Source organism: Pseudoalteromonas sp. C12FD-1 (genome assembly GCF_037414265.1).
GTDB lineage: Bacteria > Pseudomonadota > Gammaproteobacteria > Enterobacterales > Alteromonadaceae > Pseudoalteromonas.
This window is the reverse complement of sequence record NZ_JBBEVD010000051.1, coordinates 176,502-199,074: the sequence shown is the minus strand read 5'-3', so window position 1 is coordinate 199,074 and position 22,573 is coordinate 176,502. Positions and strand designations below refer to the sequence as shown.

Sequence of the window (22,573 nt, the reverse complement as noted above, 5' to 3'; positions counted from 1 at the left end):
GTTAAACATTCTCACAAGAAAGCGTTTAACTTAGCAATTTAAACAATGAGCGATTTTTGCTCTCGCACGCTAACTTACCTGCATAGATAAAATTAACATGACCCTTCCGTGAGTTTGGCTTTTAATACAAATTCAATGCCAATTAACATAAACTTTACAATATAAATTACGTTATGTTGCTATATAACGCAAGTCAAATTCAGAACATAAATAAGCGTAGACCATCTTTATTGCTTGCGCCGTTAAAACTAAGTAAAGCTATGCTCATGGTGGCATTAATAATTTAGCACTAAAAAAGCGCCTAAACAGGCGCCTTGGTGGGTAATTTAATAAAACTTAAATTAATGATTTAATAAATGCTTTTAAATCATCTTTAAACTCGTCGCGGCGCAGCGCAAATTCTATCGTTGCTTTTAAGTAGCCTATTTTGCTGCCACAATCGTGGCTGCGGCCTTTCATGGCGTACGCGTCTACTTTTTCTTGCTGCATTAGCATGGCAATTGCATCTGTAAGTTGAATTTCGTTGCCAGCCCCTTGCGGCGTTTTAGCAAGCAGTGGCCAGATGTTTTCGCTTAATACATAGCGCCCTACTACCGATAAGTTTGAAGGTGCTTCATCGACTGGCGGTTTTTCTACCATGTTAATAATTGGCGAGCTTTCACCTTGGTGTAGCTCTACGTCACCTAAATCAACCACACCAAATTTGTCTACTTCGTCCATTGGTACTGGTTCAACCATAATTTGGCTGTGCTTCGTTTGTTCAAAACGGGCGATCATCTCTGCTAGGTTGTCTTTTTTAAGGTCGCTCTCTACGTCATCAACAATAACATCTGGCAAAATAACGACAAACGGTTCGTTGCCAATAATTGGCGCTGCACAATTAATTGCGTGGCCTAAACCTTTGGCTTCGCCTTGGCGTACATGAATAATGGTTACATCTTTAGGACAAATTGCCTGCACCTCGGCAAGTAATTGCCGCTTTACGCGTTTTTCAAGCGTAGCTTCTAGCTCAAAGCTGGTGTCAAAATGATTTTCGATAGAGTTTTTACTTGAGTGCGTTACAAGTACAATCTCTTTAACGCCTGCTGCCACCGCTTCATTTACTACATATTGAATAAGCGGACGGTCTACCACAGGCAGCATCTCTTTAGGGATAGCTTTTGTGGCTGGTAACATACGCGTTCCAAGACCTGCTACTGGGATCACTGCTTTCATCTTGTTCTCCTTAATCTTATTATACTGAAAACGGATATTGGATTGGTTCGTGGCATTGATAGCCTACTACTTCAAAATCGTCTCGTGTTACCCATGTTTCTATATCTTCTAGTGATTTTATGTTTGGGTTAATATTTAATTGTGGTGATTCAAACGGCTCACGCTTTAACTGTACATCGCGCATTAACGGTAACTGGTTTTCGTAAATGTGCGCATTCGCAATTTTATGATACGCCTTGCCTGCTTTATGGCCGGTAATTTGCGCTACTAATGCCAGTAATACAAAACACTGAATTTGATTAAAATTAAGGCCCAAAGGCACATCGCAGCTGCGCTGATACGATGTTAAATACAGCGTGTCGCCAAGCAGCGAAAACGTATGCGTGTGCATACATGGGCGCAAGCAACCAAGCTCAAATTCACCAGGATTATAAAAGGTAATTATCTCACCTCTGTCATCAATCCCGTTTTTTAAGTTATTTATTACTTTAGCAAGCTGATCGAGCGTTGAGCCATCTGGGCGTTGCCAATTGCGCCCTTGCACGCCATAAACGCGGCCCATGTCGTCCTCGCCTTTACGATTAGGGTTATTTAGCCATGCGTTATTATCGTTTGCATTTGCATCCCAGGTTTTACAGCCTATATCGCGAAATTGCGCTGCGCTATCGTACCCGCGCAAATAGCCTAAAAGCTCGGCTATAGCGGCTTTGTAGTAACTTTTACGGGTGGTGATCATAGGAAATTTATTATTACCTACATCGTATTCTAAATCGGCATTAATAACGGTTAAGCAACGCGTGCCTGTGCGTTTGTTTTCTACCCATACACCTTCGTCAACGATGCGCTGACATAATTTTAAATATTGTTTCATGTTATGTTTTACTATGCCTTTGCTGCTGTTACAGGTTGCGGTTTTTTATACGCCCAAATTAATAGCCCCAGGCCACCAATTATCATAGGTAACGAGAGTATTTGCCCCATTGAAATAAAATCGGCAAATAGGCCAAGCTGCGCATCGGGTTGGCGGAAGTATTCAATACAAAATCTAAATACGCCATACCCTAATAAAAATACACCGGCTACGCTGCCTGCAGGACGAGGCTTTTTAATAAACCATATTAAAATTAAAAACAGGACTAGCCCTTCAAAAAAGGCTTCGTATAACTGTGATGGGTGACGCGCTAGCGGCCCACCCGTTGGAAATACCATTGCCCATGGCACATCGCTTACGCGGCCCCATAGTTCGCCATTTATAAAGTTACCAATACGCCCTGCTAATAACCCCACAGGTACAAGCGGCACGACAAAGTCGCCCACTGCAAACAGTGATTTTTTACGGGTTTTTGCAAAAAGTATAATAGCGGTTATTACACCTAACGTACCACCGTGGAACGACATTCCGCCTTGGTCGATTCTGAATAAATAAAATGGATTTTCTAAAAAGTAGCTAAACTGATAAAACAATACGTAGCCAATTCTACCGCCTAAAATAACCCCTAGCATGCCGTAAAAAAGCAAATCGCTTACTTGCTCTTTAGTCCAACCAGAGTTAGGTTTTTCGGCTTGACGATTAGCAAACCACATCGCAAATGCAAAACCAATTAAATACATTAAACCGTACCAACGTACGCTTAGCGGTCCAACAGAAAAAATGATTGGATCGATTTGAGGAAACTCAAGTGCCATAAATTAACCTTTAACTAAAAACCATTTTAAGTGCGATGAGCACAAGCAACACCGCGAAAATTTTCTTTATTATAGTAACAGGTAAATAATGAGTTGCTTTAGCCCCTAAAGGCGCCACAAACCACGATGTTATTACAATACCAAATAATGCAGGTAAGTATACAAACCCTGCGAACCCGTGCGCTAAATCGGTTACCTGCCACCCTGCGCTTATATAACCAATAGAGCCAAATAGCGCGATAACAATGCCACATGCTGATGCGCACCCTATCGCTTTTTTTATATCAACCGAAAAGTAATTTAGCATAGGAGCAATAAGTGCGCCGCCGCCAATACCTATTAAACCAGAAAGCGCCCCCATAAGGGCAGAAATGCTTCCTAAAATTGGCCCTTTCGGTAACGATTTTTCTTTAAGCGGTTTACTGCGTGATGCCAACACCATTCTGCCGGCAATAAACACAACACTCACTGCAAACACACTGCGTAATGCTTGTTCGGGTATTAAGCTTGCGGCAAATCCACTTATTAACGCACCAAAGCCTACACCCGACATTACCCAAGGCGCAATTTGCCAAGGTACATTATCATTTTTATGATGAGCCATTACTGAAGAAGTAGATGTGAATAAAATAGAGGCAAGCGAAGTAGCAATAGAAATAACTAATACGTGATCAGGTGAAGTAACATCAAACATTAGTAATAAGCTACTTAAAACAGGCACAATAATTAAACCGCCGCCTATCCCTAATAGCCCTGCTAAAAAGCCAACTACACAGCCGAGTAGCGCACAACTGGCCACGAGTAAAGCTAAGTCATACATAGTGTTCTCAAATACCTTTTCGTATGCCTATAGTAAAGGATTATAAAGTTAATAGCATCTTTAGCGCTGCATTATTTAGCGGTGTAGAATAGATCGCCTAATTGGTGTTCAATCATAAAGTTACGCGTTAAGCGCAGTACCTGTTTAGCGTTTGATTGCACTAAGCACTCTGCCAGTAACTGCTGCATATCGTTGATGTTTAAGCGTCTTAAAATCCACTTTACTTTAGTTAACGACGACATGTTCATACTTAAATGCCTATAGCCCATGGCAATAAGTAAAATTGCGCCCTCTGGCTCGCCACCTAGCTCGCCACATAAACTAAAAGGTAAGCTGTGTTTATTACATTCTTTAGCTACTTTATTTAATACCCTTAACACACCGGGGTGGTATGGGTTAAATAACTGAGCAACGCGCGCATTTGCTCTATCGACAGCAAGTAAGTATTGCGTTAAATCGTTACTGCCTACTGAGCAAAAGTCGACTTTTTTTGCCCACTCATCGAGCATAAATATACTCGAGGGTACTTCAAGCATAATGCCTACTTCTGGGCGCTCTAAACTTTGATTTGGGCACTTTTCGCTTAATTCAAAATAAGCTTGCTCAAATAACGCAAGCGCTTCGTCTACTTCTTCTGTGCCGCTAATCATAGGCAGCATTATTTTTAAATTACCTAAGCCTATGTTTGCTTTTAACATGGCTTTGAGCTGATCTAAAAATAGCTCTGGATGATCAAGGCTTATGCGTATGCCGCGCCACCCTAAAAAGGGGTTTTCTTCGGTAATATTAAAGTAATCTAAAACTTTATCACCACCAATATCTAGGGTGCGCATAATCACAGGCGCTGGGTGATAACTTTTTAGCACTTCCCTATACCAGTTTTCTTGTTCAGCCTGCGATGGAAATTGCCCCTTTTGCATAAACCATGCTTCGGTACGATAAAGCCCTACCCCATCGCAAATATGCGCACTGCTTTGCTCAGTATTAAGCTCAAGCCCTGCATTTAGCATTAAATTTATTTGCTCACCATCTAAGGTAACCGACTGCGCACTTTGCTCTGCTAAAAATCGGTTATTGAGTAGTTTATCTTGGTGCTTTAACTGTGCGTATTCATCGAGTAATACCTGCGAAGGAGAAATATATAAACGCCCAGCAAAGGCATCTAATATCATTGGTTTGGCATCAAATTGCAATAAGGGTAAATCTTCAATACCCCAAATAGCCGGTATCCCCATAGCACGGGTTAATATAGAGGCATGGCTATTGGCTGAGCCATTCACACTAACAACGCCGGCTAAATGCCCATTAGGTACTTCAGCCAGCATGGCGGGCGTTAAGGTATTAGCAATTAATATGGTATTGGGCGGGTAATCTTTTACTGCGTGTTCTGTGTTTACAAGGTGGTGTAATACCCTGAGGCCAATATCTTTTACATCAACGGCACGCTCTTTAATGTAGGGGTCTTGCATAGCATTAAACTGTGAAATAAGCCGCTCAATAACAATTTTTAAGGCACTTTTTGCACACCAGCCCTCTTGTAACTGTACCTCAACATTGTGGCCTAAACTTTTGGCATCAAGTAATTGTTGGTATACATCAAATACTGCAAGTGCTTCTCGCGGGATTGAGTCACTCAAGGTCATCGATAGGGTATTAAATTCTTTGCGGGTAGCTGCAACAGCTTGTGTAAACAAACGTTTCTGCTCGGCACTATTTGGGTCTTTTTTTAGCTCTATAGATTTAAAATCAAGCTTAGGGAGTACCACAAAGGCTTGCCCAATCCCAATACCTGGCGCACTCGACACCCCTTTGAGCACTGAGGTTTGGTGTGATGATTCGTCTTGGCGTAAAAGCTCTTTTATTTCAGCATGCGCAAGTTGTGAGGCCAGCTGGGCCGAAAGCGTAATTAAAAACGACTCTTCGTCTTGGCTAAAAACCCGCGCCATTTTTTGTTGTACAACAATAACGCCCAATACCTTTTTTTGATGCACCACAGGTACAGATAAAAAGGCATTGTAACCTTCTTCGTTTACTTCAGGGGAGAGCTTAAAACGCGGATGAGATTTTGCAAAAGCAATATTAATGGGCTCTTCACGCTGAGCGACTAAACCAACAAGCCCTTCGGTAAAACCAATTCTAAACTTACCAACGGCATCGGGGTTTAGGCCTTCGGTTGCCATAAGTACAAAGTTATCTTGGCTGTAGTCGGCAAAATAAATAGAGCAGCACTGGGTTTTCATGGCCTCTTTAACCATTTTCACAAAGCACACTAAGGCACTGTCTAAATTCGCTTGTTGCGAAACAGACTCAGCAATAGTTCTAAGTGTTGCCAGCATTACCTGCTCCTTATTTTATAATTATGCTACTACCTTTTGTGTCGCCACTGTTCTTTATGATGTTCTCTTTTATTAAAAGGCATAGCAAAGGGTGCAAACTCTTTCATCACCCGTCTGTATACATCGCGTTTAAACGACACTACTTGCCTTACCGGGTACCAATAACTCACCCAGCGCCAATCATCAAACTCGGGATGATGTGTTTTAAGCAAGTTTACATCTTCATCTTTACAACGCAGTTTTAATAAAAACCATTTTTGTTTTTGCCCAATACACACCGGACTAGAGTCGCGGCGAATTAATCGCTTGGGTAATTTATAGCGTAACCAATGTTTTGAGCTTGCAACTATTTCTACATCTTCTGGTCGCAAACCTACTTCTTCGTGTAATTCACGGTACATGGTTTGTTCGGGTGTTTCTCCGTCATCAACACCACCTTGGGGAAATTGCCAAGAATGTTGACCGTAACGTCTAGCCCAAAAAACCTGTCCCTGATTATTGCAAATTACAATTCCGACATTGGCACGAAAACCTTCGGCATCAATCACCTTAGTGCCTCATTTGTAAGTCGATTTTTAATGATTGTTCCACATTAGCTGCAATTCGGCAAACACTATTATCCCCAGCCAATAGTAAGTTTACTATTTACACTGTGCATAACGACTTAACGTTAAATTAGCACTGAGTAATTACAAGGATAAAATAACCCTTAATTCACGCAACTTTTAGCAAAAAAAGTAAAGCTATGCCTTGATTATTATATTTAGTGCTATTTACTCACAGCTTGTGTATAACTTTTTATAAACAAGGCTATTTTGCAAACAAGTCCACAATAGAAGATCTAAATACTCGCTTTCTCCACAGATTCTGTGGATAAACATGTTTATATTGTTGTATTTATCCCATGTAGAATTTACTAACTTAATTAAAACTGAATAAGTTGAGTAAAAATATCAAAGCTTGTCAGTCACTTACAGTTAAATTGTGACTTTTTTGAGTGAGCAAAATAGCACCACACACAGTGCGTATAAAAAACAACCAAAAGCAAAGATATCCACCTCAGTGGGGTTTTGCTATCATGGCGCTGTTAATTATTCAAGATAAATGAGTAGCATGCGACCAACAAAACCCCATTCAATTAATGACTTAATGCAACGCGTTAATGCTATTGCCGGATTAACATTAGGCCAACTAGCCTCTCAATACAGTTTTAAAACCCCTGACGATCTATTACGCGAAAAAGGCTGGACCGGACAACTTATTGAATACGTATTAGGTGCTACTGCAGGCTCGAAACCCCTTCCCGACTTTGAAGATTTAGGCATTGAATTAAAAACACTGCCAATTTCGTATAAAGGAAAACCCTTAGAAACCACTTTTGTTTCGGTGACCCCCCTTATAGGCGTAACCGGGATGACATGGCATACAAGCGCTGTGCGTAAAAAGTTAAATCATGTTTTATGGCTGCCTATATTGAGTGAACGCGATATTGCACCATTTGATAGAACCATAGGCAGTGGTTTTTTGTGGCAACCAACACCTGAGCAAGATGCGCTGTTACAACGAGACTGGGAAGAACAAATGGAATTGATTGCACTTGGGCGAGTGGATGAGATATCAGGCCATTTAGGGGATGCAATGCAAATTCGTCCAAAAGCCGCGAATAGCAAAATTGTCACCGATGCCATTGGCCCAAATGGTCAAATTATAAAAACCTTACCCCGTGGTTTTTATTTAAAAACCAGTTTTACTGGGGCTATTTTAAAACAGCAGTTTCAGCTTTAATAACGTTTATAAGCTAAGCTCACTACTTTTTTATATGCCACTAACGCAAATAGTACAGGGGTTATACCAATCCGCAATAATACTTAATCATTTTTAGGGGCTAAACGCCTAAAAGTTATAACTTATTTAAATTAGCTTAGCAGGCATAAAAAAATCCCCGCTTGTGCGGGGATTTATATATCAACTTAAATAGTTACCTTAACTAAGGTTAAAGTAACTATTACTGGCCTTTAACTTCTTTAAGACCATTGTAAGGTGCTTTAGAGCCTAGCGCTTCTTCAATGCGAAGAAGTTGGTTGTACTTAGCAACACGATCAGAACGGCTCAATGAACCTGTTTTAATTTGACCTGCAGCAGTACCCACTGCTAAATCAGCAATTGTTGCATCTTCTGTTTCGCCAGAGCGGTGCGAAATAACAACCGTAAAGCCTGCATCTTTAGCCATTTTGATTGCTGCTAACGTTTCAGTTAGTGAACCAATTTGGTTAAATTTAATTAGGATTGAGTTAGCAATACCGTTATCAATACCGCGTTTTAAAATCTTAGTGTTAGTTACAAATAAATCATCGCCTACTAATTGGATTTTATCGCCCATTAATTTAGTTTGGTGTGCAAAGCCATCCCAATCTGACTCATCTAAGCCATCTTCAATAGATACTATTGGGTATTGCTCAGTTAGCTCTTTTAAGAAGTAGTTAAACTCTTCTGAAGTGAACTTTTTACCTTCACCTTTAAGGTCGTAAATGTTTGCTTCTTTGTCGTAAAACTCAGATGCTGCACAGTCCATAGCCAGTGTAATATCTTTACCTAGCTCGTAACCTGCGTTTGCTACAGCTGTTTTAATAGCAGCAAGTGCCGCTTCGTTTGATGCAAGGTTTGGTGCAAAACCACCTTCATCACCTACCGCAGTAGAGTGGCCGTCTGCTTTTAATACTTTAGCAAGGCTGTGGAATACTTCAGCGCCCATGCGTAGGCCTTCGCGGAAGTTTGCAGCGCCAACAGGTTGGATCATAAATTCTTGAATATCTACAGAGTTATCTGCGTGCTCACCACCGTTGATAATGTTCATCATAGGTAATGGCATTGAGTAAACACCTGGTGTACCGTTTAGGTCTGCGATGTGCTCGTACAGCTCAACTTTTTTAAATTGTGCAGCGGCTTTTGCAGTCGCTAGTGATACTGCTAAGATAGCATTTGCACCTAGTTTTTCTTTATTTTCAGTGCCATCTAAATCTAGCATTACTTTATCTACAGCACTTTGCTCTAATGCATTTTGGCCTTTTAGCGCATCAGCAATTTCGTTGTTAATAAAACCAACAGCGTTTAATACGCCTTTACCTAAGTAACGGGCTTTGTCACCATCACGTAGCTCTAGTGCTTCGCGAGTACCTGTTGATGCACCTGAAGGAGCGGCAGCTCGGCCCCAAGAACCATCAGCTAAATATACATCAGCTTCAACAGTAGGGTTACCACGCGAGTCCATAATTTCGCGACCAATTACTTTTACGATTTCTGACATCTTGATTCCTCTATATTCCCAAAATGGTGAGTTCAGCTAACTTTACTACGTTTTATATCTTTTAGTCAGCCCTTTAGACAAAAAAGCCGTGCAATATGCACGGCTTTTTTTAATTACGAAGACGTTTTTTGATGAGTATGAGCGGCTGCTACAAACCCTTCAAATAACGGGTGACCATCACGTGGTGTTGACGTAAATTCCGGGTGGAATTGTGCGGCAATAAACCATGGGTGATCTTTATTTTCGATAATCTCTACTAGTTTTTTATCTTCTGATAAACCAGTAAAGCTTAAGCCAGCTTGTTCTAATTGCTCTACAAAGTTGTTGTTTACTTCGTAGCGATGACGGTGACGTTCAATAATTTCTGTATTGCCGTACACTTCGTGCACCTTAGAACCCGGCGTTAAATGACATTTTTGTGCGCCTAAACGCATTGTGCCACCTAAATCAGATTTTTCATCACGTACTTCAATGTTACCCTCAGCATCTAGCCACTCTGTAATTAAGCCCACTACAGGTGCTTGTGAGTTACTATTAAACTCAGTTGAGTTAGCATCGGTTAAACCTGCAACATTACGTGCGTATTCAATAAGTGCTACTTGCATACCTAAACAAATACCTAGGTAAGGTACTTTGTTTTCACGGGCATACTTAGCCGCTAAAATTTTACCTTCAACACCACGGCCGCCAAAGCCGCCAGGTACTAAAATAGCGTCAAGGTGAGAAAGTAATTCTACCCCTTTGCTTTCTAGGTCTTGCGAGTCAACGTATTCAATATTAATGGTTAAACGGTTTTTAAGACCTGCATGTTTTAGTGCTTCGTTAACTGATTTGTATGCATCTGGTAGTTCAATGTACTTACCAACCATACCAATTGTTACTTCACCAGTTGGGTTAGACTCTTGATAAAGCACTTGTTCCCATTCAGCCAAATCAGCTTCTGGCGCGTCAAGATGGAAACGACGACACACAAAGTTATCTAGCTCTTGTGATTTTAATAACGCAGGAATTTTGTAAATGCTGTCTACGTCAGGAAGCGAAATAACCGCTTTTTCTTCAACGTTTGTGAACAGTGCAATTTTTGCACGTTCATTGTTAGGCAATTTACGGTCTGAGCGACAAATAAGAATATCTGGCTGAATACCTACAGAGCGTAACTCTTTAACTGAGTGCTGTGTTGGTTTGGTTTTTACTTCGCCTGCAGGGCCTAAGAATGGCACTAGCGTTAGGTGGATAAATAGCGCGCGTTCGCGGCCAATTTCTGTACCTAACTGACGAATTGCTTCAATAAATGGTTGTGATTCAATATCACCTACAGTGCCACCAATTTCTACAATCGCAATATCATGACCTTCAGCACCGTCGTATACACGTTGCTTAATATCGTTTGTGATGTGTGGAATAACCTGAATGGTTGCACCTAAGTATTCACCACGGCGTTCACGACGTAGTACATCTTCGTACACTCGCCCTTGTGTGAAGTTGTTGCGGCTGGTCATTTTGGTGCGAATAAAACGCTCGTAGTGACCTAAATCAAGATCCGTTTCGGCGCCGTCTTCTGTAACGTATACTTCACCGTGTTGAATTGGGCTCATTGTGCCTGGGTCAACGTTTATGTAAGGATCCAGCTTTAAAATGGTAACATCTAAACCGCGGGCCTCTAAAATAGCTGCCAATGACGCTGCTGCAATACCTTTACCCAACGAAGAAACAACCCCGCCAGTAACGAAGATAAATTTTGTACTCATGCGAACCCTAGAATATCAGGAATTAAAAGGAATATAACACCCGAGAAAGAGACTCTGGGTATATCATCAAGACGGGGCGAAATTGTACCAAAACAGCGTTGAGCAATCCAGTTAAAAATAGCCTTTACGCGCACAAAAAATGTTCGTTGATTAACATTAATTTTATTTTGCTTTTTTAATCGCTTCCCATGCCTGCTCCATTTCATCAAGCGTGGCACTCTCTAAGCTTTTACCTTTTGCAATTAAGTAACCTTGCACTTTTTCAAAACGTGCCGAAAACTTAGCATTGGCTTGCCTAAGCAGTTGCTCTGGGTCGCGTTTAACATGGCGAGCCACATTTACTGTGGCAAATAATAAGTCGCCTATTTCTTCTGCTGTATGATCAGATAAAGAGTCGTGCTCAAGCGCTTCTTTTACTTCAAGTACTTCTTCACTTACTTTATCTAGTGCTCCGTGGTAGCTTGGCCAATCAAAACCAAGTGCGGCAACACGTTGCTGAATTTTTTTGGCTTTAGCTAAGCTTGGCATATTAGTGGGTATATCTTGCCAAAGTGAGGCTTTGCTTGGCTGTACTTTAGCTGCGCGTTCTTGTGCTTTAATTGCTTGCCATTGCGTTACTAATTGCTCATCGGTCAACGCTTGCTTGTTGCTAAAAACATGTGGGTGGCGACGGGTTAGCTTACTATTTAGCTCACTAACCACATCGTTAAAATCAAACAGTCCCTGCTCGTTGGCAAGCTGTGCGTAAAAAACGATTTGAAATAGTAAATCACCCAGCTCATTTTTAAGCTCATTCAAATTACCTGACTCTATGCAATCGGCCACTTCAAAAGCTTCTTCTAATGTATGTGGCACAATCGATTTAAAATTTTGCTTGCGATCCCACGGGCAACCGTTTGTAGGATCGCGAAGCGCCACCATAATACCGAGTAGCTGCTCGAGTGCGTTAGTGTTTGCCATGTTATTGGTTTCGCTTGGCACTGTGCACACCTTCAATTTGATGTAGTTTTGACAAAACCCGGTTTGTGCCCGATAGGTCATGTACTTCTATTTGCATAGTAAATACCGCTAACTGATCGGCCCCAACGGTATTGACGTTCATGTTGATCACATTTACTTTTTCATTAGCCAGTACAGAGCTGATATCGCGGATTAAACCTGAGCGGTCGCTTGCTTCAATTTTTATACTTAGCGCATAAGAGCCGTTTATTTCATCTGACCAACTCACCGATATAACGCGCTCAGGGTGCTGCTCTTTTAAGTTGTTAAACGCATCGCAATCTTCGCGGTGCACGCCTATGCCTCGGCCTTGGGTTATATAGCCAATTATTTTATCGCCAGGGACTGGGCGGCAACACTTAGCTACGTGGCTCATTAAGCTGCCTACACCATCCACCACTATTCCGTTTTTATCGCCGGTTACTTTACTGGGCGCTTTAAAACGAATAACAGGCTCTTCTTCGGTACGGTCGCTTACAAAATTAAGCATTTGATTTAAGCGTACATCGCCTGCGCCTATGGCAACCATTAAGTCATCTAGTTCTTTGAAGTTAAAGCGCTTAATAGCTGGGTCTAAATCTTTGTAGGTTAAATCTAGCTTTTGCAGTTCGTTATCAAGAATCTCTTTACCGGCACTTAAATTTTTATCGCGGTCGAGCTGCTTAAACCAATGATGGATTTTAGCCCGTGCACGCGACGATTTAATATAGCCAAGCGATGGATTTAGCCAATCGCGGCTTGGATTAGGCTGCTTTTGTGTAAGTATTTCGACCTGATCGCCCGTAGATAACTGATGCGTAAACGGTACTATTTTGCCAAATACTTTCGCCCCTATGCAGCGGTGTCCTACATTTGAGTGAATGTAGTAAGCAAAATCAAGCGGTGTAGCGCCAACAGGTAAATCAATAATATCGCCACTTGGGGTAAATATATAAACGCGGTCTTCTACAACTTGGTTTTTAAGCTCTTCAGCTAAATCGCCCCCATCGACCACTTCTTCTTGCCATTGTAGTAATTTGCGCAACCAGCTAATTTTTTGCTCATAACCTGAACCACGCCCTGGTAGGGCGCCTTCTTTATACATCCAGTGCGCGGCAACGCCTAACTCAGCATCTTGATGCATTTCGCTGGTACGTATTTGTATCTCAACGGTTTTTCCTTCAGGGCCAAATACCACAGTATGAATTGACTGATAGCCATTTTGTTTAGGTGTAGCAACGTAGTCGTCAAACTCTTTATTAAGATGACGCCAGTTAGTATGAACAATACCTAGCGCGCCGTAACAATCTTGCAGGCGTTCAACAACTATGCGCATTGCCCGAATATCAAACAGCTGATCAAACTCGTAGTTTTTTTGCTGCATTTTTTTATAAATGCTGTAAATATGCTTAGGGCGCCCATACACTTGTGCCTCAATGCCGGCTTCGCTTAGGCGCGCTTTTACTTGCTCAACCATATCTTCCATATAGGCTTCACGAGCAAGGCGTTTATCATCAAGTTGTTTAGCAATGCTTTTATAGGTGTCGGGGTGTAAATACCTAAACGATAAATCTTCAAGTTCCCACTTAAGCTGCCCTATACCTAACCTGTTTGCTAAGGGGGCAAAAATATCGGCGGTTTCTTTAGCGGCAATAACACGCTCTTCTTCATCGCCATTTTTTACGTTACGTAAATGGCACACTTGCTCAGCAAGTTTAATTACAACCGCGCGCACATCTTCAACCATGGTAAGTAACATTTTACGAATGTTATCTACCTGCATAGTGCCTTTACCTTGGTGAGATAAAGTACTAATAGCGGCCATTTGTGCAACCCCAGTTAAAAGCATGGCTACATTTTTGCCAAGTTGTGCTTCTACGGTTTCAAGGTCCACTAAGTCGTTTAAGTAGTAATGCGTGAGGTACGCGGTTGCAAGAGATTCTGCATCTAAATTAAGCTCGGCTAAAATCTCGACCATTTCGATGGCCGTGTTTTGTCGTGCTTGGTTGTCACATGTAACACACAATGCTTGCGCTTTGTTTAGTAGCGTTATTTTATCTTGCGATAACGCTAACTGTTTTAGGCTAGTAGCAAAGTCACCTGTGTCGTCCTGCTGATGTGATTGACGTGTAGCGACCATAAAACGCTTTACCTCCGTTGAAATAACGCCATTGTTTCTATGTGTCCTGTATGCGGAAACATATTCATTAGCCCAATTTTAGTAACTTCAAAACCTGCTTGCGAAATAATTGCACTGTCACGGGCTAAAGTAACAGGATCGCAAGAAACGTATAAAATGGTTTTAAACTGCTTTAAAGGAAGTTGCTCTAAAACAGCCATAGCACCGGTACGAGAAGGGTCTAATACTAATACCTCTAGAGACTTATTAAACCATTGCGCTGATTCAATTTTTTGCGTTAAATCAAAACAATGAAAGTGTGCATTAGTAATAGAGTTAGTGTGCGCATTTTGCGTCGCCATTGCAACCGCCGATGTAACCCCTTCTACGCCAATAACCGATTTAGCATGCTGAGCAAGCACTAATGAAAAGTTACCAATACCACAAAATAAATCCAATACCTGCTCGTTTCCTTGCAAGTTAAGCCAATTTACCGACTGCGCTAACATAGCTTGGTTAACTTCATCATTTACTTGAATAAAATTACCAAGGCCAAATTCGAACTTTAAATTAAACTTTTCTAAAAAATAATAAGGCGTAGGTAAGTGAGTTTGCTCTATAACATCGCTGTTGTCTTGCCAAGTAATTAACCACTGCTGTAAATTTGCCGACTCTTGTACATAGCTTTTGGCTTCATCTGCTATCGCTTTAGTATGGCGAATAACAATAAAGTTCCCAGCTTCGTTTTGACATAACTGTAAATGACTTATACTGTGCAGCGCTTTATATTGATTAATAAGCGTTTCAAAAATACTAAATACGTTAGTAAATGCCTCACTAAGCACATCACATTGCTCAATACTAATCACATTTTTAGAGCTAGGCGCACGATACCCAACTCGCATTTTTTTAGCGGCTTTATCATACATTACGGCAATTCGGGCGCTACGCCTGTAATGAATGGGCTTACTTAGCAAAGGCGCTTGCCAATTTAAGTCGCTTAATTTGGCAAACTTTTTAAATAATTGCGTCACTGCAGTCTGCTTTTCAACCACTTGCTGATTTATATCTAGGTGCTGTAACTGACAACCACCACAATGGTTATAATGCTGACAAAAAGGCTGCGTGCGCGAATCACTTGCGTTAATAACCTTAACCAGTTTTGCACTGCTGTATTTGGCTTTATCTTCTATTAGACTTGCTGTTACTTTCTCATTCGTTAAAGCGCCGCTTACAAAACACACTTTATTGTTGTGTTTAGCAACGCCCCGCCCTTGATGATCCATGGCCGTAATATTTAGCGTGAGTGTTTGCTGTTTAAGTGGTTTTTTCTTTGCTTTAAAAATTTGCGCCATGCGGCATTACCTTAGTTTTTGTATTACGTATAAGCAAATCAGATGCTTTGAGAATAGCCGTTGAACCGTATATACTCGGTGCATACTAATAATGATAATAACGCTTCCATTATGACCAAATTAGGCTTACGTGATTCTGTTTTAACCTTAACCTTGATCCCCACAGTGATCATTGGTTTGTTACTTGGCGGCTATTTTACAATAAATCGTTACATTGAGCTTGATGAAATTTTATATCAGCAAGGCAGCTCAATATCTGAACCCTTAGCAATTGCGTTAGAGCAGCCTTTACTAGAAAAAAATAAAAAACTGCTTAATCGCTTAATTAGTTACACACACAATAAGCACTCCCCTGCTATTAAGTCGATTGCAATTTTTGATACCAGCAATCAGCTTATTATGACCAGTAACTATCATCGCTCATTTGATGAGCTGACCCAAAAAGCGCAAATTGAAAACCTTTACACAACTAAAATTAATAAATCTGAAGAGTTAATCACGTTCTACACCCCTATTTTTAACCACTCTGCGCCAGTATCAAAATGGGATATTAATGACTTTCAAACTCCGCTTGGCACGGTTATTTTACAACTTAATAAAGACCAAGCCATTATAGGGCAGCAGCGAGCAGTTTTAATTAGCGGCATTGTTATTTTATTTGCAATAATATTGGCCTCTATTTTGGCTCTTAAGCTTAGCCGTATGTTTATGAACCCACTTAATAAGTTAGTACTTGCAACCGATAAACTAGTTGAGGGTAAAAGAGATACGGGCTTAAACGATACCATGATGGGAGAGTTTGAACTGCTGCGTGAAGGACTTAATACCATTGCCCACACTATGGTTATGCAAAAGGACGAAATGCAGAAAAATATTGATCAGGCCACGAGTGATTATCGCGAAACCCTAGAGCAATACGAAACTTCAAATATTCAGCTAACCATGGCCAAAAAAGAGGCGCAAGATGCGAACCGTGTAAAGTCAGATTTTTTAGCCAAAATGAGTCACGAGTTACGTACCCCGCTCAATGGTGTTATTGGCTTTACGCGGCAGTTGTATAAAACACCTTTAAATAAACATCAAAAAGACTACCTCGATACCATAGAGCTTTCAGCCAATAGTTTATTGACAATTATTAGTGATATTTTAGATTTTTCTAAGCTTGAAGCGGGCGCAATGGAGCTTGAATCAATCCAGTTTCAACTGCGCGATAGCGTAAACGAGGTAATGACATTATTAGCTCCTTCGGCGCATGAAAAACAACTTGAGCTATCGATATATATTAACCCGCAGGTACCTGATGATTTAACGGGTGACCCAACACGCCTTAAACAAGTCCTTATTAATTTGTTAAGCAACGCCATTAAGTTTACCGAAAAAGGTTCAATAAAGGTTGATATAAGCTACCGTTTATTAGATGAAGACCGTGCCTCTATTTTAGTCTCAGTAACCGACACTGGTGTGGGTATCCCAATGGACAAACAAGATGCACTATTTACCGCATTCGGCCAGGCTGATTCATCCATCACCCGAAAATTTGGCGGCACCGGTTTAGGCTTAATCATTACTAAACACATTGTTGAGGCTATGAATGGCCGAATAACGCTAAATTCAGCTCCTGGAAGCGGCACCTGTTTTACCTTCAATGGTGTATTTAGATTACCAGATCATACATTTAGTAACGACTTACCTTCTAAATCGCTCATTGGTAAACGCGTATTATATTTAGAGCCACATGAGCATACGCACCACTCGGTGCTTTCTGTATTAAACGAGTGGGAAGCAGTTGTAACGGCCTGCTTTAATGAGGCAGCATTTTTAGATGCCATCAAGCATAAAATGTTTAAATACGATATTTGTATTATTGGTGATATGGCATCGGTAGATGACATGCAGCGTCTTAAAGGCTATGTGAATATGGTTCGCGAGTCGTGCGATTATTTATACCTTATGCTCAATACTGTATCGCATAATATGCGCGAGGCATTTATTGGCAGCGGCGCCGATGCGTGTTTAAGTAAGCCACTTAATCATCGTAAATTATGTGAAGTACTCGCTGCACCTTATCGACTTGATCACCCAACCTTAAATATTGAGCCAAGCGATCAAACCTTATTGCCATTAAAAGTACTGGTGGTAGATGATAACGATGCAAACTTAAAACTTATTTGCACTTTATTAAAAGAACAGGTTGAATTTATAGACACCGCATATAATGGCTCTCAAGCCTACAGCTTAAGTAAAAGCCACAAGTACGATGTTATTTTTATGGATATACAAATGCCGATAATGGATGGCATTACCGCCTGTAAGCTGATTAAAGAGTCTTCTTTAAACGAAGACACGCCTATTATTGCGGTAACCGCGCATGCACTGCACAGTGAAAAAGAGCAGCTATTAAAAGATGGCTTTAAAGGCTATTTAACTAAGCCTATTGATGAGGATATGCTCAGCCAAATTATTTGCGATCATAGTCCGCAATCGCCCGTAACCCGCGACAAAATTAAAAATGTAACGCCTCAAAGCCCTGCTCCATTTGAAAGTAACTGCTTAGATTGGTCGCTTGCGCTACAGCGTGCTGGCGGCAAAGGTGAACTGGCGCTGGAAATGCTTAATATGCTGTTACATAGTGTGCCAGAGACGCTCTCACAGCTTAACGAGGCTATTGAGCTAAACGATTGCCAAACAGTATTAAGTGTTATTCATAAGTTCCATGGCGCGTGCTGTTATACCGGGGTGCCTAAGCTTAAATCACTGGCAGAAACCATAGAAACCTCACTTAAAAGTGACTGTGTGCTTGATAATGTTGAGCCTGAATTATTTGAGCTACAGGATGAGCTGGAAAACCTCATGGCAGATGCAAGTGTTACCGAGCATCAACGCTAAAAAACACGTAATAAAAAAGCGCAGTAAATGCGCTTTTTAACCGGTTTTAATACCTTTTTACTTAATTAAGTATTTCTATGAAATGGCGCGCCACCATAGGGTTAAATTTATAACCTTGCCTCAATCATTAGGCGTTTCATGTCGCGTACTGCTTTTTCAAGGCCATCAATAGCTGCGCGCGCAATAATAGCGTGGCCAATGTTAAGCTCATAAATTTCTGGCATTGCAGCAATCGGTTTTACGTTATGATAATGAAGACCATGCCCTGCATTTACTATTAAGCCTAAGCTTGCCGCGTATTTTACACCCTCTCGAATGTGCTCAAGTTCTTTGTGTAAATCTTCATCATTAGTGGCATCTGCATAGGCGCCTGTGTGAATTTCTACATACGGAGCACCACATGCTTTAGCTGCATCTAGCTGAGCTTTATCGGCATCAATAAATAATGACACTTTAATACCTGCATCGGTAAGTGTTTTAGTAGCCGCTTTAATTTTATCTATATTGCCGGCGACATCTAGGCCGCCTTCAGTCGTTAATTCTTCGCGTTTTTCCGGCACTAAACACACGTACTCAGGCTTTACTTCAAGAGCAATGTTAATCATTTCATCGGTAACCGCTGTTTCAAGATTCATACGCGTTTGAATCGTTTTAGCCATTACGTATACATCACGGTCTTGAATGTGGCGGCGGTCTTCACGCAAATGAATAGTGATCCCATCTGCACCAGCATGCTCCGCCACACTGGCCGCATGTGCTGGGTCTGGGTATGATGTACCACGCGCTTGGCGAAGCGTTGCGATATGATCAACGTTCACGCCTAAAAGAATGTCTTTCATTTTGTTACCTGTAAAATATGCTTATTGAGAGGCCATGAATAATTCACGGCTTTTTAATGGTTTATTACCTAGTAAAGGTTTTAGTAAATAACGGCTTAATTGTTTTGCCATATAGAGTACATCACTTTGGCTAAAATCATGATTAGCAATCGCTTTGAGCTGTGCACCGCTAAACCCTGAGCGTGTATCTTGCTGAATCAAAAAACCCAACTCAGGAAAGTAACTATACGTTTGGCCTTCAACAATTGGCTCACCACTGGCATCAAAGCTAAAATCAACGCCATAACCTAAAAGCTCTAATAGCTGAAACTCGTACGAGCGCAGCACTGACTGTAAATCAACATCGGTATTGAGATTTTCTAGGTGAGTTTTGTAAAGCTCGAATACTTGTTCAAGCGGCTCATTTACCGGCACTATGCGATTCGTTAGCTCGTTTAAATAAAAGCCACAGTAAAGTTTATCCTTGGTTAAATATAAAGGATTGCCATGGAGCTCAAATTTATTAATGTATTTTAAATCGTACTTGCCACTGTAATGAACAAGCAGTGCCTGAAAAGGTTGAAGTTGTGCTTTGTGTTTTGTGGCCTGGCGACCACTAATTCTCGCCAGCATTCTAAGCTGGCCTACGCCTTCTACCAGCATATCGAGCATTACTTGGGAGTCGCTATAAGGACGCCGATGTAATAGGTACGCTGTGTAGAAGTCGCTATCCATATTAGTAGGCTAAATACGGGTTAATCTTCGCCATAACCTAAGCTTCTTAAGGCACGTTCATCATCGGCCCAACCCGATTTAACTTTAACCCAAAGCTCTAAAAATACTTTGTTATCGAGCATTTCTTCAAGATCTTTACGGGCTTCACGGCCAATCACTTTAAGCTTTTCGCCTTTGTTACCAATTACCATGCGTTTTTGGGTTTCACGCTCAACAAGAATTAACCCATTGATATGCCAAACACCGTTTTCTTGCCATTTAAACTGCTCAATTTCTACAGTAACAGAGTAAGGAAGCTCTTCGCCCATAAAGCGCATTAGCTTTTCACGAATAACTTCTGCCGCCATAAAACGCATTGAGCGGTCGGTTACATAGTCGTCAGGAAAGTAAAACTCACACGGCGGTAAGCGTTTGGTTACTTCTGCTTTTATTAAATCAACATTTTTACCTTGGGTTGCCGATACCGGCATAATGCCCACAAAATCAAATTTATCGCCCAGCATTTTCATATGCGGTAATACTAAATCGCGGTCTTTTACTTGGTCTATCTTATTAATAACAAGTAAAACAGGCTTACCACTTTGCGATACTTTATTAAGTACCATTTCGTCATCGGCATTCCAGTGAGTACCCTCAACAACAAAGATAATCAGCTCTACATCACCTATTGAGCTCGATGCTGCACGGTTCATTAAGCGGTTAATAGCACGCTTTTCTTCAACGTGTAGACCCGGCGTATCAATATAAACAGCTTGATGCTTACCTTCAGTGTGAATCCCCATAATACGATGGCGCGTGGTTTGTGGCTTACGCGAAGTAATACTTACTTTTTGCTCAATGATTTCATTAAGTAATGTTGATTTACCTACATTAGGGCGGCCAACAATGGCAACCATGCCACAAAACGTATCAATATCACCTTCATGAGGCTGTATTAAGGTATCAAGATTCATTTTTTAGTATCTTCAATGCTTTTTCGGCAGCTTTTTGTTCGGCTTTACGGCGCGAGCTACCAACAGAAATAATGCTTTCCATACCTTCAACTATACATTCAACCGTGAACGTTTGATTGTGCGCTTGCCCTTTGGTATCAACCACGGTATAGCCCGGTAAAGATAACTTACGCGCTTGTAGATGCTCTTGCAGCAAGGTCTTAGGATCTTTTTGATTAAGCCCTGGTGAAATAGCATCAAGTCTAGATTCGTACCACGCTAAAATTAGCTCGCCACAACGCTCTATATTTGAGTCTAAAAACACAGCACCAATAATAGCTTCTACGGCATCAGCCAACGTTGATTCACGACGAAAACCACCGCTTTTAAGCTCGCCTGGGCCTAAGCGTAAATAATCGCCTAAACCAAACTCGAGACCAAATTCAGCCAGTGTCTGGCCCCGTACAAGCGTAGAGCGCATTCGGCTTAAATCACCTTCACGGGCTTTTGGAAATTTGTCGTACAAGGCGTTAGCAATTACAAAGCTCAAAATTGAATCGCCTAAAAACTCTAAACGTTCGTTGTGTTGACCTTTATGACTGCGGTGCGTCATTGCCTGCTCAAGTAAACCTTGATCAGCAAACTCATAGCCAATTCGTTTATATAATTCTGTTACATTTTTTTTCATTGTTACTGAATATTACCTAGGCGTTCAAAACGAACACCAGTTGGAACCCATCCTGGTAAAACATCATCTGGGCCATTCTCAAATTCAAAACTCATCCATATAAAGACAGCTTTACCCACCAAGTTTTCTTTTGGTACAAAGCCCCAAAAGCGACTATCTTGGCTGTTGTCGCGGTTATCACCCATCATAAAATAATGATCAGCTGGTACAGTCCATTCATCCGAAGGAGTACCGGGTTGCTGATAGTAACGCCCTTTACGTTCAGGCGCGCGTGGGTTGATTAAAATGTCGTGCTTGAGTGTTGTTAAATCTTCATTTACACGGGCAAGCGACATTTGGCCTTGTTTAAACTCATTATCGTTAATTAATTTAAAATCAATTTTATTAAACTCATTACAAAGTAGGTCACCCTGCTGGGTCTCGCCTTCTTTACAATTAGGTTGAATATATAAACGCTTGTCACGATAAACAATCTTATCGCCCGGTAAACCAATAGCACGTTTAATATAATCTACTCGCTCATCTAACGGGTATTTAAAAACAACAATATCGCCGCGCTCAGGCTCGCTTACATCAACAAGCTGACTACGCCATACAGGATCTTTAACGCCGTACGAGTACTTTTGTACTAAAATAAAATCGCCCACCAACAGTGTTGGCATCATTGAACCCGATGGTATCTGAAAAGGCTCAAAAATAAACGATCTAAAAATAGTAATTGCAGCAATCATCGGAAAAATCGATTTTGCCGTTTCTGTAATTGCCGGCTCAGGTGCAATTAATGCCGCTGTTTCTTCATCAAGCTGGCCACCGGCTGAGGTTTGTGCAAGCGCCAAACGCTCTTGCCTTTTTGGCGCATACATTAGGTGGTCAATTAACCATATTAAACCTGAGCCTAATGTTAATAACACCAATAAAACTGAGAAATAACCAGCCATCTATAATCCTTTGTT

18 protein-coding genes are annotated in these 22,573 nt (G+C 41.1%); 2 read left to right on the top strand and 16 right to left on the bottom strand.

The window, feature by feature from the left end; all coding sequences use genetic code 11:
- Positions 1 to 336 precede the first annotated feature (336 nt).
- The 6 genes from galU to rppH all read right to left on the bottom strand — a co-directional run bounded on the left by galU (position 337) and on the right by rppH (position 6,605).
- Complete coding sequence (gene galU, locus WDB87_RS07220) at positions 337 to 1,215, bottom strand: UTP--glucose-1-phosphate uridylyltransferase GalU (RefSeq protein ID WP_286244997.1); 879 nt, start codon at positions 1,213 to 1,215, stop codon at positions 337 to 339.
- Between the two features lie 19 nt (positions 1,216 to 1,234).
- Positions 1,235 to 2,086 (bottom strand): thymidylate synthase, encoded by an 852-nt coding sequence (locus WDB87_RS07215; RefSeq protein WP_337849460.1) that lies wholly within the window; start codon positions 2,084 to 2,086, stop codon positions 1,235 to 1,237.
- An 11-nt stretch (positions 2,087 to 2,097) separates the two neighbouring features.
- Positions 2,098 to 2,901: a prolipoprotein diacylglyceryl transferase gene (gene lgt, locus WDB87_RS07210; RefSeq protein ID WP_286244999.1), complete on the bottom strand. Its 804-nt coding sequence runs from the start codon at positions 2,899 to 2,901 to the stop codon at positions 2,098 to 2,100.
- 10 nt (positions 2,902 to 2,911) lie between these two features.
- Positions 2,912 to 3,721 (bottom strand): sulfite exporter TauE/SafE family protein, encoded by an 810-nt coding sequence (locus tag WDB87_RS07205; protein ID WP_337849459.1) that lies wholly within the window; start codon positions 3,719 to 3,721, stop codon positions 2,912 to 2,914.
- A 71-nt stretch (positions 3,722 to 3,792) separates the two neighbouring features.
- A complete protein-coding gene (gene ptsP, locus WDB87_RS07200; RefSeq protein ID WP_337849458.1) occupies positions 3,793 to 6,057 on the bottom strand; it encodes a phosphoenolpyruvate--protein phosphotransferase in 2,265 nt (754 codons plus the stop codon).
- 29 nt (positions 6,058 to 6,086) lie between these two features.
- Positions 6,087 to 6,605, bottom strand: a complete 519-nt coding sequence (gene rppH, locus WDB87_RS07195) for an RNA pyrophosphohydrolase (RefSeq protein ID WP_004586239.1) — start codon at positions 6,603 to 6,605, stop codon at positions 6,087 to 6,089.
- A gap of 565 nt (positions 6,606 to 7,170) precedes the next feature.
- On the opposite strand from rppH, the gene mutH reads away from it, so the two are divergent.
- The gene (mutH, locus tag WDB87_RS07190) at positions 7,171 to 7,842 is read left to right on the top strand and encodes a DNA mismatch repair endonuclease MutH (RefSeq protein ID WP_286245002.1); all 672 of its coding nucleotides are present in this window, start codon (positions 7,171 to 7,173) and stop codon (positions 7,840 to 7,842) included.
- A gap of 220 nt (positions 7,843 to 8,062) precedes the next feature.
- Here mutH and eno read toward each other — a convergent pair whose 3' ends face one another.
- The 5 genes from eno to rlmD form a co-directional block, all read right to left on the bottom strand.
- Positions 8,063 to 9,361 (bottom strand): phosphopyruvate hydratase, encoded by a 1,299-nt coding sequence (gene eno, locus WDB87_RS07185; protein WP_337849457.1) that lies wholly within the window; start codon positions 9,359 to 9,361, stop codon positions 8,063 to 8,065.
- A gap of 113 nt (positions 9,362 to 9,474) precedes the next feature.
- Positions 9,475 to 11,109 (bottom strand): CTP synthase, encoded by a 1,635-nt coding sequence (locus WDB87_RS07180; RefSeq protein ID WP_286245004.1) that lies wholly within the window; start codon positions 11,107 to 11,109, stop codon positions 9,475 to 9,477.
- Positions 11,110 to 11,271: 162 nt separating this feature from the next.
- Entirely contained in the window at positions 11,272 to 12,069 is a 798-nt protein-coding gene (gene mazG, locus WDB87_RS07175; protein ID WP_337849471.1) for a nucleoside triphosphate pyrophosphohydrolase, read from the bottom strand.
- A 1-nt stretch (position 12,070) separates the two neighbouring features.
- Entirely contained in the window at positions 12,071 to 14,227 is a 2,157-nt protein-coding gene (gene relA, locus WDB87_RS07170; RefSeq protein WP_055015363.1) for a GTP diphosphokinase, read from the bottom strand.
- 8 nt (positions 14,228 to 14,235) lie between these two features.
- The gene (gene rlmD / locus WDB87_RS07165) at positions 14,236 to 15,561 is read right to left on the bottom strand and encodes a 23S rRNA (uracil(1939)-C(5))-methyltransferase RlmD (RefSeq protein ID WP_337849456.1); all 1,326 of its coding nucleotides are present in this window, start codon (positions 15,559 to 15,561) and stop codon (positions 14,236 to 14,238) included.
- A gap of 111 nt (positions 15,562 to 15,672) precedes the next feature.
- Between rlmD and barA the strand changes: the two genes are divergently transcribed.
- The gene (barA, locus tag WDB87_RS07160; protein WP_337849455.1) at positions 15,673 to 18,447 is read left to right on the top strand and encodes a two-component sensor histidine kinase BarA; all 2,775 of its coding nucleotides are present in this window, start codon (positions 15,673 to 15,675) and stop codon (positions 18,445 to 18,447) included.
- A 107-nt stretch (positions 18,448 to 18,554) separates the two neighbouring features.
- Here barA and pdxJ read toward each other — a convergent pair whose 3' ends face one another.
- Genes pdxJ through lepB form a run of 5 tightly spaced genes read right to left on the bottom strand, consistent with a single transcriptional unit; the run spans position 18,555 to position 22,558 of the window.
- On the bottom strand, positions 18,555 to 19,286 hold the full coding sequence (pdxJ, locus tag WDB87_RS07155; RefSeq protein ID WP_286245007.1) for a pyridoxine 5'-phosphate synthase: 732 nt from the start codon (positions 19,284 to 19,286) through the stop codon (positions 18,555 to 18,557).
- Positions 19,287 to 19,307: 21 nt separating this feature from the next.
- The gene (gene recO, locus WDB87_RS07150; protein ID WP_286245008.1) at positions 19,308 to 20,000 is read right to left on the bottom strand and encodes a DNA repair protein RecO; all 693 of its coding nucleotides are present in this window, start codon (positions 19,998 to 20,000) and stop codon (positions 19,308 to 19,310) included.
- Between the two features lie 20 nt (positions 20,001 to 20,020).
- Complete coding sequence (era, locus tag WDB87_RS07145; RefSeq protein ID WP_337849454.1) at positions 20,021 to 20,953, bottom strand: GTPase Era; 933 nt, start codon at positions 20,951 to 20,953, stop codon at positions 20,021 to 20,023.
- A complete protein-coding gene (gene rnc, locus WDB87_RS07140; protein ID WP_286245010.1) occupies positions 20,943 to 21,620 on the bottom strand; it encodes a ribonuclease III in 678 nt (225 codons plus the stop codon). Before rnc ends, era begins: the two co-directional genes overlap by 11 nt.
- Before the next feature lie 2 nt (positions 21,621 to 21,622).
- A complete protein-coding gene (gene lepB / locus WDB87_RS07135; protein WP_286245011.1) occupies positions 21,623 to 22,558 on the bottom strand; it encodes a signal peptidase I in 936 nt (311 codons plus the stop codon).
- Positions 22,559 to 22,573: the final 15 nt, after the last annotated feature.

What these genes read in the sequence shown, in the direction of transcription:
- galU (WP_286244997.1), bottom strand. Translation starts at nt 1,215, where the DNA reads ATGAAAGCAGTGATCCCAGTAGCAGGTCTTGGAACGCGTATGTTACCA.
- WDB87_RS07215 (WP_337849460.1), bottom strand. Translation starts at nt 2,086, where the DNA reads ATGAAACAATATTTAAAATTATGTCAGCGCATCGTTGACGAAGGTGTA.
- lgt (WP_286244999.1), bottom strand. Translation starts at nt 2,901, where the DNA reads ATGGCACTTGAGTTTCCTCAAATCGATCCAATCATTTTTTCTGTTGGA.
- WDB87_RS07205 (WP_337849459.1), bottom strand. Translation starts at nt 3,721, where the DNA reads ATGTATGACTTAGCTTTACTCGTGGCCAGTTGTGCGCTACTCGGCTGT.
- ptsP (WP_337849458.1), bottom strand. Translation starts at nt 6,057, where the DNA reads ATGCTGGCAACACTTAGAACTATTGCTGAGTCTGTTTCGCAACAAGCG.
- mutH (WP_286245002.1), top strand. Translation starts at nt 7,171, where the DNA reads ATGCGACCAACAAAACCCCATTCAATTAATGACTTAATGCAACGCGTT.
- eno (WP_337849457.1), bottom strand. Translation starts at nt 9,361, where the DNA reads ATGTCAGAAATCGTAAAAGTAATTGGTCGCGAAATTATGGACTCGCGT.
- WDB87_RS07180 (WP_286245004.1), bottom strand. Translation starts at nt 11,109, where the DNA reads ATGAGTACAAAATTTATCTTCGTTACTGGCGGGGTTGTTTCTTCGTTG.
- mazG (WP_337849471.1), bottom strand. Translation starts at nt 12,069, where the DNA reads ATGGCAAACACTAACGCACTCGAGCAGCTACTCGGTATTATGGTGGCG.
- relA (WP_055015363.1), bottom strand. Translation starts at nt 14,227, where the DNA reads ATGGTCGCTACACGTCAATCACATCAGCAGGACGACACAGGTGACTTT.
- rlmD (WP_337849456.1), bottom strand. Translation starts at nt 15,561, where the DNA reads ATGGCGCAAATTTTTAAAGCAAAGAAAAAACCACTTAAACAGCAAACA.
- barA (WP_337849455.1), top strand. Translation starts at nt 15,673, where the DNA reads ATGACCAAATTAGGCTTACGTGATTCTGTTTTAACCTTAACCTTGATC.
- pdxJ (WP_286245007.1), bottom strand. Translation starts at nt 19,286, where the DNA reads ATGAAAGACATTCTTTTAGGCGTGAACGTTGATCATATCGCAACGCTT.
- recO (WP_286245008.1), bottom strand. Translation starts at nt 20,000, where the DNA reads ATGGATAGCGACTTCTACACAGCGTACCTATTACATCGGCGTCCTTAT.
- era (WP_337849454.1), bottom strand. Translation starts at nt 20,953, where the DNA reads ATGAATCTTGATACCTTAATACAGCCTCATGAAGGTGATATTGATACG.
- rnc (WP_286245010.1), bottom strand. Translation starts at nt 21,620, where the DNA reads ATGAAAAAAAATGTAACAGAATTATATAAACGAATTGGCTATGAGTTT.
- lepB (WP_286245011.1), bottom strand. Translation starts at nt 22,558, where the DNA reads ATGGCTGGTTATTTCTCAGTTTTATTGGTGTTATTAACATTAGGCTCA.